Here is a 14,445-nt window from a genome sequence, read left to right on the forward strand (position 1 = left end):
GTACACTGTCCCCGCTGCCGGCCTGTCAGGTGCCAAAACCCATACCTTGATTTCGCCACCCAACCGGTGAAAAGCTCCGAAAATGGAATGGCGCGACGAGGGAATCATTCTCGGCACCCGCAAGCATGGCGAAACCAGCGCCATTCTCGAGGTGATGACACGCGCGCATGGCCGTCATCTCGGCCTCGTGCGTGGCGGCCGTTCGCGCAAGCAGCAGCCTGTCCTGCAACCCGGCAATCGCGTCGACCTGTTGTGGCGGGCGCGGCTCGACGAGCATCTCGGCACGTTCCAGGCAGAGGCGATCGAGATGAACGCCGCCCGGTTGATGGACAGCGCGGTGGCCGTTTACGGGCTGCAGACCATGGCCGCGCATCTGCGCCTGTTGCCCGAGCGTGACGCCCATGAAGGTCTCTACGAAACGCTTGCCGTGATGATCGTGCATCTCGACGATGCCGACGCCGCCGGCGAACTGGTGGCGCGCTTCGAGCTTCTGGTGCTGGACGAACTCGGCTTTGGCCTCGATCTCAGCCAATGCGCCGCAACCGGCACGCGGCAGGACCTGGCCTATGTTTCGCCGAAATCGGGACGTGCGGTGTCGCGCGAAGCAGGCTTGCCATGGCGCGACAAGATGCTGGCGTTGCCGGCCTTCCTGCAGCGCGGCTCCGGCCTGCGCGCGGATCCGGCGGCGGTCGACGACGCCTTCCGGCTCACCGGCTTCTTCTTCACCCGCCACGTCTATGAGCCGCGCGGCATCGAGCCGCCAGACGCCCGCACCGGCTTTCTCGCCGCATTGCGCAAGCACCACGCGCGCGGCAAGGCCACTGCCGGAGAGACTGCGGCATGAGCGAGGTCGAACTTTATCCGGGGCGGGTCTCGCCGCTAGGCCTCGGCACCATTCCACATGCCGACATCCTGGAATACACCGGCCTGGGTCTGCTGCAGCGCATCATCGACGGCAAGTATCCGGCGCCGCCGATCTCCTTCCAGCTGAATTTCGCTTTGACCGAAGTGTCGGAAGGTCGTGCGGTATTCCGTGGCGTTCCCAACGAACGCCACCTCAACCCGCTGGGCAGCGTGCATGGCGGCTGGGCGGCGACGCTGCTCGATTCGGCACTGGGCTGCGCCGTGCAGACGCTGCTCGAAAAGGGTGAGGCCTATACGACTGCGGAGTTCAAGGTGAATTTGACCCGGCCCATCACGCCGAAGACCGGTGAGGTGGTCTGCGAAGGCAAGGTCGTCCACAAGGGTCGCACGCTGGCGGTGTCGGAAGCGACGCTGAAGGATGCCAGCGGCAAGCTGCTGGCTTTCGGCACCGAAACATGCTCGATCTTTCCGGCCGCCAATCTGGCGGCGCGTTGAGTTTTGTGGCCGTTTGGCCGCCGCATTTGAATGTCAATGAGACTGAACGTCAGTGAAAACTGGCCTGGTTTGGGGGAACCGCCATGTTTGAAAGCCTGATCGGCCTTGTCGCCATCATCGCCTTGTTCGTCATCATTTCACGCCAGCAGAGCCGCATAGGGCTTGTCGAGCGCGAGCTCGGCGCGCTGCGCAGCCTTGTCCTTTCAGGCGCCGTGCCGCCTGCGGCCAAACCGTCCGAACAGGCAGCCGCCGACAGCGCGCCGCCCGCCGATATGGCTCCAGCCGTTGCGGCAGCGGTCGATATCGTCTTGCCGGCGGTGGGCGATCCGGTCGCCGCGCAGGCACCGGTGACTGAGGCAGAAGCCCCAACCGGCGAGGCCGTGTCCGGGCCATGGGCGCCAAGTGAGGCGGCGCCGGCGGCAGCAGAACCCGCCGAGCCGGCCGGAGCGGCGAAAGCCGCCCGCCAGTCCGATGTCGAAACCGCGCTCGGCACCCGCTGGGCGGTCTGGGTCGGCGGCATCGCGCTGGCGCTGGGTGGCCTGTTCCTGATCCGCTACACCATCGAGGCCGGCATTTTCGGCCCCGGCGTGCGGCTGACCATGGCCGCGGTTCTCGGCCTGGTGCTGGTTGCCGGCGGCGAGTTCATCCGCCGCACCGGCTTCAAGGTGCCGGTGCAAGGTGTCGCTGGCGCCTATATTCCGGCGATCCTGACGGCGGCCGGCGCTTTCATCCTGTTCGGCACCGTCTATGCCGCGCATGGCATTTACGGCTTCATCGGCCCGGCGCTCGCCTTCACGCTGCTCGGCGCCATCGGCGTGGCGACGATCGCAGCCGCCCTGGTCCATGGCCAGGCGCTGGCCGGCATCGGCCTCATCGGCGCCATGGTGACGCCAATGCTGGTTGCCTCACAGGCGCCCAATCCTTGGGCGCTGTTCGGCTACCTCGCGATCGTGCTTGTGGCCACCGCTGTCATCGCCCGCATGCGCGACTGGAAGTTGCTGATGGCGGCGGCTTTTTTTGGCACCGGTGTCTGGACCATCCTCTACATGACCGATGCGCCGGGTGCGAACCTCTCCACCATCCTGTTCATCGACGCCATCACGCTGGCGGTGCTTGCGTTTGTCTGGCTCGCTCGCCGTGACGCCGAAACCGGACCAGCCATGGCTTTCGACTGGCCGTCCATCGTGCCTGGCCTGTTCGTCGCATTCTCGGCGCTGGGCCTGTCGGTCGACCCGGTCTTCGCCGCCGCCGGCGATGCCTTGCCGGGCGCCGTGCTGATCGCCGCAATGGTGGCGGTCGCGCTCTATCGCCCGTTGGCGCTGCCGCTCCTCTATGCCGCAGGACTGGTGACGGTAATGATCTATCTCGGCATCATCCCGCCGACTTCGATCGCCTCCGACTTTTCGGGCGGCGCCTTGGGCGTCGACGGCCTGCCTGTGGCCACGTCCAACGCGTCGACATTGCGCATCGGCATCGCGCTTGGCCTGGTCTTCATAAGCGCCGGCTTCTGGGCCGCCCGCAGGTTCGCCGCCGCGACACAGATCCGCGCCGCCTCATGGGCGGCGTGGGGCGTCATCGTGCCGCTGGTCATCCTGCTCGCACTCTGGTTCACCTTCGGCAATCTCGACCGCGACTTTGTCTACGCCGCCGTCGCGGCACTGCTGGTCGTGGTTTTCGCCGCCGGCAGCGAGTGGATCGCACGCAGCGAGAAACCGCCGCTCAAGGGCGGCGTGGCGGTGTCGTTCGCCCTGGGCGGTGCGGCCATCGCCGGTCTCCTGATGCTGCATATGGCTTTCGATTCCGGCTGGACCACCATCCTGCTCGGTGCCGCGGCCACCGTGCCGGCGCTGGCCACGCGCTGGCGCTCCTATCCGGTGCTCGGCTGGATTTCGGTCGGCGCGGTGATCGCCGTGCTCGGCCGCGTCGCTTTCGATCCGACCATCGTCGGTGCTGAATTCCTATCGACGACCCCGGTGTTCAACTGGCTGCTGCCCGGCTATGGCGTGCCGGCGCTGGCCTTCGGTTTCGCCGCCTGGCAACTTGCCCGCACCACCAACGGCCGGCCGCGCCTCGCCATGGAAGCGGCAGCGGCATTGTTTGCGCTGCTCGCGCTCGCCATGCTGGTGCGCCATGCCATGCATGGCGGCGTCATCGACACGGGTGCGATGACGCTCGCCGAGCAGGCGATCTACACGCTGATCGCCATCGGCGCCGGCGCCATCCTGGTCGCCATTGACATGCGCTCGCCAAGCTCGGTGCTGCGCTATGGTTCGATGGCCGCCGGTGTGGCTTCGGTCGCCTTGATCGTTGTCCGGCATTTCGTGGTGCTGAATCCGCTGTTAACCGACGAATCGACCGGCCAGATCCCGGTGTTCAACCTGCTGTTCCTCGCCTATCTCCTGCCGGCGGTCGCCGCAGGCGGGCTGGCGCTCTACGCCAGGGACAAGCGGCCGAAATGGTATGCACAGATGCTGGCGCTCGTGGCGGCTGTGCTTGCCTTCGCCTATGCCACGCTGTCGGTCAGGCGGCTGTTCAAGGGCGAATTCATCGGCCTATGGAGCGGTCTCGGCCAGCTGGAAACCTACACCTATTCGGCGCTCTGGCTGGTCATCGGTGTGGCGCTGCTCACCGCCGGCGTCTGGCTGAAATCTCAGGTGCTGCGCATTGCCTCCGCCGCGCTGATCGCGATCGCCGTGCTGAAAGTCTTCATCTTCGACATGTCGGAGTTGGAAGGTGTGCTGCGGGCGTTGTCCTTCATCGGCCTCGGTGCGGTGCTGATCGGCATCGACCTGTTCTACCAGCGCCTCCTGACGCGCGCGGCAAGGGAGAAAATATCGGTCGGCGAGCAGTGACGACGGGAGTTCAATTTAGCCGGGAATAAAACGGCAGCGCGCGTCGTTATCTCATTGCTTGGGTGACCGGGGCGGCGGACCGCTTCGCGCTGGCCGCTTGCGCCGCGCCGAGAAGGCGCGTTCAATCGGGATCAACAAGGGCGACCTCAGAACCAGCGGTCATGGACGAAAAGAAGGCAGCAATCCTTGGCGAAATACCGCGACTGCGCCGCTACGCACGCTCGCTTTTGCGCGACCGCGATGCTGCCGACGATCTCGTTCAGGATTGCCTCGAGCGGGCGCTTGTTCGGCTCGACAACTGGCAGACAGGAGAAAGCCCCCGGAGGTGGCTGTTTACGATCATGCATCATTTGTTCATCGATCAGATGCGCAAGGTGAACCGTCGCGGCGAGGCGGCGATGCTGCCTCTGGAAGCGGGCGAGGCGGTGGCCCAACCGGCCGAGCAGGTGGAAAGCATCGCTTCGCGCGAGATCATCGACGCATTGCAGGCGATCAGCCCCGACCGCCGCGCGGCTCTGGTCATGGTCGCCATCGAAGGGTTTTCATATGCCGAAGCCGCCAACATTCTGGGCGTCCCCGCAGGCACGCTGATGTCGCGCATTGCGCGTGGGCGTGAGGAATTGCGTGGGTTGCTGGACGACACGGCGCGCCGCCGCGCGATAAGGATCGTCGAGAAATGATCCGCCGCGACTTTTCCGAACGTGACATCCACATGGCGCTCGATGGCGAGCTGCCCGGCGACGAGCGCGCTGCCTACGACGCCTGGCTCGACGCCAATCCCGAGATGAAAGCCAGGAGCGCCCGCTTCACCGCCGACCGGGTAGCATTGCAGGCCGCCTTCGCCGGCGTGCTCGACGAAGCCGTCCCCGTGCGGTTGCGCAAGATCGTGCTCGGCGAGACGCCGGTCAAGGCTGCGGCGTCACGCTCACGCTGGTGGCTTGCCGCCGCGGCGGCCGTGCTTGTGGTCGCTGGTGGGCTTGGCGGCTACTTTGCCGGCATCGACGGCATCGGGCAGGAGGATCCGGCGGAAGATCAACTGGCCGAGCAGGCAATAGCGGCCCATGTCGTCTTCGCTGCCGAAAAGCGGCATGCAGTCGAAGTGCCGGCCAGCGACAAGGATCATTTGCAGACCTGGCTGTCCAACCGGGTAGGGCTGAAGCTGGTGGCGCCGGACCTGACCGCGAACGGTTTCCAACTGGTCGGCGGCCGGTTGCTTCCAGCTGGCGACAGCAAGGCCGCGATGCTGCTCTACGAGGACGACAAGGGCGAGCGTATATCCCTCTTCGTCACGGCGGAATCGGCGGAGAATGCCAAGGGAACCTATGCATCGGCGCAAGACGGTCCCCAGGCCGTCTACTGGATGGACAAGGGCTATGGTTGCGCTGTCGTCGGTTCGTTGCCGCGCGAGCAATTGGCTGTCGTGGCAAAGAGCGCCTATGGCCAGCTTCTGGCCGGCCTGGCCAGTTGAAAGGCGCGCTTTTGATGGCAATGCCAGTCTATGACGATGATCCCATTCGAAGCGTTTTTGCATCGCCGAGCGGCTGCCGAATCTGTCACAATTCGGCCCTATTCGAGGTGCGATAGCGCTTTCATGGCCATCAGCATTTCGGCTGGTGTCCTGAACGTTTTCGACTAGGGCATTTCCCACCACCAATCGGGGTTTTCTCAAGCCGCATGCCTGCCGAGATCCGCACGGCCCGCGCGTCTGACGTCGATGATCTCGCCGCCATCGAGAAAGCTGTTTTCCAAAGCGACCGCATTTCCCGTCGCTCCTTCCGCCTGTTCATCGAGCGCGAAACCGCCGAGACGCTGGTCGCGGAAATCGATGGCCGCGTGGCCGGCTATGCGATCGTGCTGTTTCGCAAGGGCAGCGGCGTGGCGCGTCTCTACTCGATCGCCACCGGTCCGTTCTTCGGTGGGCTGGGTGTTGGCCGCATGCTGCTCGAATCCGCTGAGGATGCCGCCTTCGAGCATGGCCGCATGATGCTGCGTCTCGAGGTGCGAGAGGACAACGGCCGAGCCATCCACATCTACGAGCACGCCGGCTATCGCAAGATCGGCCGCGAGCCAGGCTACTATGAGGATGGTGAGGCGGCGCTTCGCTATGAAAAGACCTTGCGCGGCGACATTCCGATCGCCACCGAGGTGCCGTTCTACCAGCAGACCTGCGAATTCACCTGTGGTCCATGCTGCCTGATGATGGCGATGGCCAATTTCGATCGCGGCTTCGTGCCGGATCCGGTCATGGAAATCCGACTGTGGCGCGAGGCGACGACCGTCTTCATGATGTCGGGACCCGGTGGCTGCGAGCCGTTCGGCCTCGCTGTCTCGGGGTACGAAAGCGGGCTTGCGGCAGAGATCTATGTTTCCTTCTACGGCGCGCTGTTCCTGCAGTCGGTGCGCAGCGAGGACAAGCGCCGGGTGATGGAACTCGCCCAGGTCGACTTTCGCCGCCGCGCGGAACTTTACGGCATCCCGGTGAATTACCGTCCGTTCACCATCGACGACATTCGCGCCGCGATCGCGGAGGGAAAACTGGTGCTGGTGCTGATCAGCGGTTTCCTTATGTTTGGCAAGAAGGTGCCGCACTGGGTGCTAGCCATCGGCGATGACGGCGACCACATCCTGATCCACGATCCCTGGGTCGAGGACGAAAGGCAGGAAACCATCCTTGATGCCGCCAACATTCCCGTGCCTTACGGCATCTTCATGAACATGGCGCAGTTCGGCCGCGACGGACTGCGCGCCGCCATCACTCTGGGAAAGCGCGACAGACAATGACCTGGGTCATCCTAACCGGCCGGCAGAGCGATCTCGACCAGGTGGCGACACCGCACAAGATCATCACCAACCGTGATTATCTTGCGCATCCGTCCCTGTTTCGCGGCCAGCAGCCGAAGGTCATCAACCTGTCGAACAACTACGCCTACCAGAGCCGCGGCTACTATGCCTCGCTGCTGGCGGGCTCACGCGGCCACAAGGTCATCCCGACCGTCGAGACGATGATCGACCTGTCTGAACGCAAGCTCTACGAGCACGCATTGCCGGAACTGGAGCTGGCGCTCAACAAATGCCGCAAGGATCTCGGCGGCGCCTTCCCAACCAAGGTCTGTATCTTCTTCGGCATCGGCCCGTCGAAAATCTGGGATCGTTTTGCCAAGTTGTTGTTCGACTGGTTCAGGGCGCCGGCGCTGGAGGTTCACATCAAGGACAGCGCCGAATGGGCCTCGATCCGCAAGATCGGCTTCCATCCGCTGGCGCGGATGACCGAGGAAGAGGAAAAAAGCTTCATCCAGTGCCTGGAGACCTACACCAACCGTGAGTGGCGCGACACCAAGGGCCGCACGCCGGCGCGCTACACCTTCGCCACGCTGGTCGACCCGCATGAGGAATTGCCGCCGTCGGAGATATCGTCGCTGCGCTACTGGGCCAAGATCGCCGAAAAGATGGGCGTCGAAATCGAGCCCATCACCAAGCGGGACCTCGCCAAGCTCGCCAATTACGACGCGCTTTTCATCCGCGAGACCACGTCGATCTCCAATCACACCTATCGTTTCGCTCGCCGCGCCCAGCAGGAAGGCATGCCGGTGATCGACGATCCGCTGTCGATGATCCGCTGCACCAACAAGGTCTATCTCAACGAACTGATGGCCTACAACAAAGTGCCGGTGCCGCCGACGGTGATGATCGCCGGCACCTCGGACCTCGAACTGGCGGCGCAGACACTCGGCTTTCCGCTGGTGTTGAAGATCCCCGATTCGTCGTTCTCGCGCGGCGTCAAGAAATGCGCTGACTTCGAGGAGCTGAAGACGCTTGCTACGGAATGGCTGGAGGATTCCGACCTTCTGATCGCGCAGAAATTCATTCCGACCGAATATGACTGGCGCGTCGGCGTGCTCGGCGGCCAGCCGCTGTTTGCCGTCCACTATCTGATGGCCAAGAAGCACTGGCAGATCGTCAATCACAAGGCCAACGGCAAGCCCGACCAGGGCGGCATCAAGACCTTCACGCTGAAGGAAACGCCGGCGCATGTCGTCGAGACGGCGGTGAAGGCGGCGCGCTGCATCGGCGATGGGCTCTATGGCGTGGACCTCAAGGAAACCAAGGACGGCGTCTTCGTTATCGAGGTCAACGACAATCCGAACCTCGACCATGGCTGGGAGGATTCCGGCGAAAAGGACGAGGTCTGGGTGCGGTTGACGCAGTGGTTCCTGGAGCGGCTGGACCGGCCTGGGCGGTAATCACCGGGGGAAAAAGATGCTGTTCATAGTCATCGAGGATTTTACCGGCTGCGATCGCAAGAGATCTACCGCCGCTTCCGCGACCGTGGTCGCCTGAAGCCGGAGGAGCTTCTCGTGCACCACAGCTGGATCGCGGCGGATATGAGCCGCTGTTTCCTGCTGGTGGAGGCCGATGACGTCACGCTGCTGCAGCGCTGGGTCATCGAATGGGCGGATCTGGTGGAGTTCGAAATCGTTCCGGTGGCGACGGACATGGTCGGGCATCGAGCGGGTACCTCTGAGCGGCCATCACTGGCCGTCACGGCTCTCGACCAGCGCCGGCGATTTGACCTCGCGCACGCATTCTTCGATCAGCCACTGGCGAAACGCCGCCACCACATCGCGTCGCGCGCTGCGCTCCGGGATTGTCAAGCAATAGGGCTGGCGCAGCTCCAGCGCCTGGGCAAGGGGCCTGACAAGCCGCCCGTCTTCCAGCGCCTCGGCGCAATAGATCCCTTGCGCCAGCGCCACGCCAAGGCCGGAAATGGCAAGGTCGAGCGCGGCCCGCGACGAGTTGGCCGACAGGCCGCGCTGGGCTGCGCGGCCGAGCTCGATGCCCGCTGCCTCGAACCAGTTGCGCCAGGACGGAAAGGAGGCACCAGTTGGGCCCCAGTCCGTATGTATCAGCGGCAGGCCGGCGAGGCCTTCGGGCTTTGCCGCATCGGCAAACCCCGGCGCGCAGACGGGATAGACGGCGTCCCTGACAAGGTCTTCAGTGGGGTGATCGCGATAGTGAGGGCCGTAGGACAGCCTGATATCGATCAGCTCGCGGTCGAACGGCACCGGATCGTCGTCGCCTCGGAGCGAAATGTCGACCGCGCCGTGGCTTGCAACAAAGCCGGCCAGGCGTTGGGAAAGCCAGCCCATCGCCATGGATGGCGGCACCGACACCACCAGCCGGGGGCGGAACGCGTCGCCGGCAAGCTCGCGCGAGACGCTGCCGATCTCCTGGAAGGCCATGGTCAGCCGGGGCAGCATCTCCACACCGGCCTCGGTCAGCAGGACGCGGCGGTTGACCCGATGGAACAGCTTGCGTCCCATCTGCTCCTCGATGGTCCGGATCAGCTGGCTGACCGCCGCCGCCGAGATGGAAAGCTCTTCGGCGGCAGCAGCGAAGCTGCCGGAACGCGCCGCTGCCTCGAAGGCCTGGAGCCCCCGCAAGGATGGAAATGCGATCATGACGGCCCCAATAGATAAGCTAGGCTTATCTAAATCGCAGAATTCCTCGTTTTCAGAAAGCTTTTTTGTTGCTTACGATAGGCCTTCGACATTTTCCAGCTTGGATGACGCCAGTGGACCATCGCGACGTAATTGCATCCTTGACGCAAGAAGAGCGCAATCGCCTGACCGCCAAGTCGGACGTCTCAGGTCTGGTCCAACTTGCCGCCCATTGGGGTGCGATCATCATCATTGGATCGCTGATCGCCGCCAAGGTGCCGTTCTGGCCGCTGCTGATGCTGCCGCAAGGCATCCTGATCGTCTTCCTGTTCACGCTGCTGCACGAGACGGTTCATCGCACGGCCTTCGAAACGCAGTGGCTGAACGATGCGGTGGCGCGGGTGTGCAGCCTGGCGATTGCACTGCCTGCGGACTGGTTCCGCTACTTCCATTTCGCCCACCACCGGTACACCCAGGATCCGGACAATGATCCGGAACTGGCTTCCCCAAAACCGGAGACATGGCGGCAATACGTCGTCCACGTCTCCGGCATCCCGTTGTGGTGGGGGCAGCTCAAGACGCTCTACGGCAATGCGATAGACCGCGGGCGGGAAAGCTACGTTCCGCCAAAGGGCCACGACAAAGTGCGCATCGAGGCGCGCGCCATGATTGCCTTCTATGCCCTGGTCGTTGTGCTGGCCGTCTATTTCCGGCTCACGGTGCTGCTCTATGTCTGGATCCTGCCGGCCTTGCTCGGTCAGCCATTTCTGCGCCTCTATCTACTGGCCGAGCACGGGCGTTGTCCGTTCGTCGCCAATATGCTGGAGAACACCAGGACCACGTTGACCAACTGGCTGGTGCGCAATCTGGCGTGGAATATGCCGTTCCATGCCGAGCATCATGCCTATCCCGGCGTGCCGTTTCATCAACTGCCGGAGTTTCATGCGCTGGTCGAGAGTCATCTGAAGGTCGTCGAACCGGGCTATGTCAGCTTCCACGGCAAATATATCGAGACATTGCGCTGACGGCGGGCCAACCTCAGCCGGTCTGGCTATGCAACGCGCGCGATTTCAGCAGGCGCTGGATATCGCCTGCCTTTGACGGCACACCGATCAGATAGCCCTGCGCCTCGACACAACCATTGTCGCGCAGCATGTCGAGCTGCATCTCGGTCTCGACACCCTCGGCGGTAACGGTGATGCCGAGTTCCGCGCCCAGCCCGATGATGGTGCGAACGATCGCCGCCGTATCACGATTGTGGATGTCGCGGATGAACGACCGATCGATCTTGATCTTGTCGACGGGAAAACGCCTGAGATAGCCGAGCGAGGAATAGCCGGTGCCGAAATCGTCCAGCGCAATGCGGATGCCCAGCCCGCGCAACTGACGCAGCGTCCTCAGCACGGTCTCGCTTTCGTCCATCAGCACGGTTTCGGTGATTTCCAGTTCCAGCCGGCTGGCGGGCACGCCGGAGAAGGCCAGCGCCGAGATGACGCTACGGGCGAAACCGCCGCTTTTGAGCTGCACGGCCGAGACATTGACCGCGATGCGCAGGCCAGGTGGCCAGCTTGCCGCCGTCGCACAAGCTTTCCTCAGCGCCCACTCGCCAAGCGGCACGATCAGTCCGGTTTCTTCGGCGACCGCAATGAAGTTGTCCGGCGCCACCGTGCCACGCGTCGGTGAATGCCAGCGCATCAAGGCCTCCGCGCCGACGATCTCTCTGGATTCTATGTTCATGATGGGCTGGAAATCGAGATCGAATTCCTGGCGCGGCAGCGCCGTGTCGAGGTCGGCCTCAAGCGCGCGGCGCGCCTGCACCGTGGCGTCCATACCGGGCTCGAAGAAACGGTACAGGTTGCGCCCTTCGCTCTTCGCCCGATAGAGCGCCGTATCGGCATTTTTCAGCAGCGTGTCGGCATCCTTGCCATCGTCGGGGAAAACGGCAATGCCAAGGGTGATGCCGACATGCATCTCCCGGTTTTTGTCGCGAAACGGTTTTGCGATCACCTCGACGATGCGCTTCGCCAGCTTTTCCACTTCGGCCAGGCCTTTGAAATGGAACTGGATGATGACGAATTCGTCGCCACCGAATCGGGCGACGACGTCTGTTTCATTGCGCAGGCAACGTTGCAGCCGGTCGGCCACGCTCTTCAACAGCCAGTCGCCGGCCGGATGTCCCCAGGTGTCGTTGACGGCTTTGAAGCGGTCGAGATCGAGCGAGAAGATTGCCAGCGGTGCCGCCGCCGAGTCTTCCAGCGCATTGTCAAGCCGTTCGCGAAACATCGACCGGTTGGGCAGTCCGGTCAGCGTGTCATGATGCGCAAGATGGGTCATGCGCTCTTCGACCAGCCTGCTTTCGGTGACGTCGTCGAACGTCGCGACCCAGCCGCCGCCGCTCAGGGGCCGGCTCGCGATCATCAGTGTTCGTCCGTCGGCGAGTTGGCGGGGGGTCGACCGCGTCAAGCCGGCCCGCAGGCGTGCCTCCGTTTTCGCCACCTCGCTATCAATGTCGATCGGTGCATAGATACCCAGGTGCACGAGCCGCTCGAGCAGTTCGCGCAGGCCCATGCCAAGCGGCATGTCCGCCGCGCTGACACCGTAGAGTTCCAGAATGCGCTGGTTGCGTACGATCAGCCTGCCGTCGGCATCGTACATCAGCAGGCCTTGCGACATGTTGGCCAGTGCCGCGTCGAAGCGGCGATGCTGCTCCTTGAGGTCCAGTTGGGCGCGGCGCTGTTCGGTGATGTCCTCGTAGATCGAGACCCAGCCGCCCGAAGCCAGCGGGCGATGCGAGATGTTGATGATGCGGCCGTCCGACAGCGTCTCCTCGTAGGTCGAGGGTTTCGCCTGATCGATATAGGGCTTGCGGATGGCGTAGAGTTCGTCGGCGCTTTGCGAGGCGATGCCGATGTCGACGCTGTGCCGCAGTATGTCGAGGAATCGGATACCGGGCCGCATCATCCTGGCGTCGAGGCAGAAGATGTTGATGTAGTTGCCGTTGCAGATGATCATGCGCTCATCGGCGTCGAACATGCACAGACCGTGCGACATGTTCTCGACCGCGGCTGAAAAGCGTTCGTTCTGTTCGCGCAGCTCGTCTTCTATATGGCGCGCCCGATCCATGCCTTCGGCCCCCGGTTTCGGGACGGCAGAACCATCCTTGGCATCAGCGACGGGCATAAGGCGCGCCTGCGGGCTCGTGATCGAACGGGCTACTGTGGTCGCCGCCGGTTAATTTAGCGTTTTTCAGCCGATCGCCTGTGCCGGGACCTGGCGCCGCGACTTCTCGATCGCCGAAAAACGCTTCAGGAACGCATTCTGCGCCCAGGTAACCGAGCGTGGCGTGAAATCGAAGCGATCGGCGTTGAAGCCGCGCGGACGGCCGAAGAATTCGGTCGCCTCGGCGGTCGAAAAACCGGCAAGCAGCGTTGCTTCGAAATAGGCGGCGATCTGGTCGGCGCGTTTGATCTCCTTGCGCAGCGCCACAGCCGGTTCCGGCGGCAGCGAGAAGCGCAGATGGATGGCGCGCTGCAGCCGCAATTCACAGTCCTTGTAGCTGCCGCCCATCACCGATTTGAACGGCGAGATCATGTCGCCGATGACATATTCGGGAGCATCGTGGAGCAGGGCTGCCAGCCGGGCGTCGGCCGGGGCCTCAGGCACCAGGTCGCAGAATAGCGCCTCGACCAGCAGCGAGTGCTGTGCAACCGAAAAGGCGTGCTCGCCGCTGGTCTGGCCGTTCCAGCGGGCGACGCGGGCGAGCCCGTGCGCGATGTCCGATATCTCGATGTCGAGCGGCGAGGGGTCGAGCAGGTCGAGCCGGCGGCCGGACAGCATGCGCTGCCAGGCGCGTGCTGGCGCACCGACGCGATCGGCTGCCATCAGGCCTCCTCCGCGCTGACGGCTTCCTGCGGGAAGCTGAATTTCGCCCAGCCGGGAATGGCCACGGTAACCGGCACGTCTCCCGCCATGATCGGCTGGCCGGCGTCGAGCGCCGCCTTGACCCTGTCGATGCGGGCAATGGCCAGCCCGCGCGTGCCGGCGTTCGAGCCAAGCGAGCCGACCGGCCGTCCATCGACGGTGAGTTCCGTGCCCGCGGCCGGCAGGGGAAGTTCGGCCTGGACGATCAGCACGCGCCGCCTGGCCGTGCCGCGGTGCTGCATGCGCGAGACAACCTCCTGTCCGACATAGCAGCCCTTCTTGAAGCCGACGCCGCCGGTTTCGTCCAGCAGTACGTCATGCGGAAAGGCGTCGCCGAGCGCATAGTCGGCCCCACTTTCGGCAATGCCGCTGGCGATGCGCAAGGCTTGCCATGCGGCAAGGTCGCTCCGCTCGCCTGTTTCGCCATAGGAACGCGTGACGGCGCCGTTTGGAAAGCGCGTATCGGCGGCCGCCGTTGAATCAGATTGTGAGGTGGTTGACTCATCTCCCCATGCGACGGTGACAAGCGCCTGATCCACCTTGGCAATCTCGACCTTGGCGCGCAGCTTGTAGAGCGTCAGCCGGCGTACGAAATCGTCCGAAATTTCGGCACGGCATTCCAGCCGGAATGCATTCTCGCTAGCGCGCGAGACCAGGAAATCGAACAGGATCTTGCCTTGCGGCGAGAGCAGCGCGCCGGGCTTTGCCTGGCCGGGATGCAACACGTCCAGATCGGTGGTCAGGATGTTTTGCAGAAAATGCTCGGCATCGGGGCCCGAGACGGAGATGAGTGCGCGGTCTTTAAGCTGGGCAAAGGGCATTGGCGAAAGCAGCCTGATCTTGCAAAACGGTCGGCCTTTACGTAAGCCGCTGGC

12 protein-coding genes and 1 pseudogene are annotated in these 14,445 nt (G+C 63.8%); 9 read left to right on the plus strand and 4 right to left on the minus strand.

Translation table 11 applies throughout. The annotated features are described in order from the left end of the window. Positions 1-82 precede the first annotated feature (82 nt). The 8 genes and pseudogenes from recO to AC1D10_RS23745 all read left to right on the plus strand — a co-directional run. A complete protein-coding gene (gene recO, locus AC1D10_RS23710) occupies positions 83-844 on the plus strand; it encodes a DNA repair protein RecO (RefSeq protein ID WP_477276132.1) in 762 nt (253 codons plus the stop codon). Continuing rightward, entirely contained in the window at positions 841-1,359 is a 519-nt protein-coding gene (locus tag AC1D10_RS23715) for a PaaI family thioesterase (protein ID WP_477276134.1), read from the plus strand. The genes recO and AC1D10_RS23715 overlap by 4 nt, the downstream gene beginning before the upstream one ends. Positions 1,360-1,442: 83 nt before the next feature. Continuing rightward, positions 1,443-4,211, plus strand: coding sequence for a DUF2339 domain-containing protein (locus tag AC1D10_RS23720; protein WP_477276136.1), 2,769 nt, complete (start codon positions 1,443-1,445; stop codon positions 4,209-4,211). A 161-nt stretch (positions 4,212-4,372) separates the two neighbouring features. Continuing rightward, positions 4,373-4,891, plus strand: coding sequence for an RNA polymerase sigma factor (locus tag AC1D10_RS23725; protein WP_013532577.1), 519 nt, complete (start codon positions 4,373-4,375; stop codon positions 4,889-4,891). Then, positions 4,888-5,679 carry an anti-sigma factor family protein gene (locus tag AC1D10_RS23730; RefSeq protein ID WP_477276139.1) on the plus strand — a complete coding sequence of 264 codons (792 nt, stop codon included), beginning with the start codon at positions 4,888-4,890 and terminating at the stop codon, positions 5,677-5,679. Before AC1D10_RS23725 ends, AC1D10_RS23730 begins: the two co-directional genes overlap by 4 nt. Positions 5,680-5,885: 206 nt before the next feature. Continuing rightward, entirely contained in the window at positions 5,886-6,992 is a 1,107-nt protein-coding gene (locus AC1D10_RS23735) for a peptidase C39 family protein (protein WP_477276141.1), read from the plus strand. Beyond that, positions 6,989-8,452: a RimK family protein gene (locus AC1D10_RS23740; protein WP_477276143.1), complete on the plus strand. Its 1,464-nt coding sequence runs from the start codon at positions 6,989-6,991 to the stop codon at positions 8,450-8,452. The genes AC1D10_RS23735 and AC1D10_RS23740 overlap by 4 nt, the downstream gene beginning before the upstream one ends. 114 nt (positions 8,453-8,566) lie before the next feature. Continuing rightward, positions 8,567-8,647: pseudogene (locus AC1D10_RS23745) on the plus strand (DUF3303 domain-containing protein); the annotation flags it as partial. Between the two features lie 93 nt (positions 8,648-8,740). On the opposite strand, the gene AC1D10_RS23750 reads toward AC1D10_RS23745, so the two are convergent. After that, positions 8,741-9,670, minus strand: coding sequence for a LysR substrate-binding domain-containing protein (locus AC1D10_RS23750; protein WP_477276145.1), 930 nt, complete (start codon positions 9,668-9,670; stop codon positions 8,741-8,743). A gap of 113 nt (positions 9,671-9,783) precedes the next feature. Here AC1D10_RS23750 and AC1D10_RS23755 point away from each other — a divergent pair, with 113 nt between their 5' ends. Beyond that, positions 9,784-10,674: a fatty acid desaturase family protein gene (locus AC1D10_RS23755; protein WP_477276147.1), complete on the plus strand. Its 891-nt coding sequence runs from the start codon at positions 9,784-9,786 to the stop codon at positions 10,672-10,674. 13 nt (positions 10,675-10,687) lie between these two features. Here AC1D10_RS23755 and AC1D10_RS23760 read toward each other — a convergent pair whose 3' ends face one another. The 3 genes from AC1D10_RS23760 to ygfZ form a co-directional block, all read right to left on the minus strand. Then, complete coding sequence (locus tag AC1D10_RS23760) at positions 10,688-12,829, minus strand: putative bifunctional diguanylate cyclase/phosphodiesterase (RefSeq protein WP_477276149.1); 2,142 nt, start codon at positions 12,827-12,829, stop codon at positions 10,688-10,690. Positions 12,830-12,895: 66 nt separating this feature from the next. Next, positions 12,896-13,531, minus strand: coding sequence for an HD domain-containing protein (locus AC1D10_RS23765; protein WP_477276151.1), 636 nt, complete (start codon positions 13,529-13,531; stop codon positions 12,896-12,898). Continuing rightward, entirely contained in the window at positions 13,531-14,391 is an 861-nt protein-coding gene (gene ygfZ, locus AC1D10_RS23770; RefSeq protein WP_477276153.1) for a CAF17-like 4Fe-4S cluster assembly/insertion protein YgfZ, read from the minus strand. The genes AC1D10_RS23765 and ygfZ overlap by 1 nt, the downstream gene beginning before the upstream one ends. Positions 14,392-14,445 lie beyond the last annotated feature (54 nt).

This window comes from Mesorhizobium sp. P2_A8 (assembly GCF_056404935.1).

Coding starts and splice junctions, on each gene's coding strand:
- AC1D10_RS23760 (WP_477276149.1), bottom strand. CDS start 12,829: ATGCCCGTCGCTGATGCCAAGGATGGTTCTGCCGTCCCGAAACCGGGG.
- recO (WP_477276132.1), top strand. CDS start 83: ATGGAATGGCGCGACGAGGGAATCATTCTCGGCACCCGCAAGCATGGC.
- AC1D10_RS23735 (WP_477276141.1), top strand. CDS start 5,886: ATGCCTGCCGAGATCCGCACGGCCCGCGCGTCTGACGTCGATGATCTC.
- AC1D10_RS23720 (WP_477276136.1), top strand. CDS start 1,443: ATGTTTGAAAGCCTGATCGGCCTTGTCGCCATCATCGCCTTGTTCGTC.
- AC1D10_RS23750 (WP_477276145.1), bottom strand. CDS start 9,670: ATGATCGCATTTCCATCCTTGCGGGGGCTCCAGGCCTTCGAGGCAGCG.
- AC1D10_RS23740 (WP_477276143.1), top strand. CDS start 6,989: ATGACCTGGGTCATCCTAACCGGCCGGCAGAGCGATCTCGACCAGGTG.
- AC1D10_RS23730 (WP_477276139.1), top strand. CDS start 4,888: ATGATCCGCCGCGACTTTTCCGAACGTGACATCCACATGGCGCTCGAT.
- AC1D10_RS23765 (WP_477276151.1), bottom strand. CDS start 13,531: ATGGCAGCCGATCGCGTCGGTGCGCCAGCACGCGCCTGGCAGCGCATG.
- AC1D10_RS23725 (WP_013532577.1), top strand. CDS start 4,373: ATGGACGAAAAGAAGGCAGCAATCCTTGGCGAAATACCGCGACTGCGC.
- AC1D10_RS23715 (WP_477276134.1), top strand. CDS start 841: ATGAGCGAGGTCGAACTTTATCCGGGGCGGGTCTCGCCGCTAGGCCTC.
- ygfZ (WP_477276153.1), bottom strand. CDS start 14,391: ATGCCCTTTGCCCAGCTTAAAGACCGCGCACTCATCTCCGTCTCGGGC.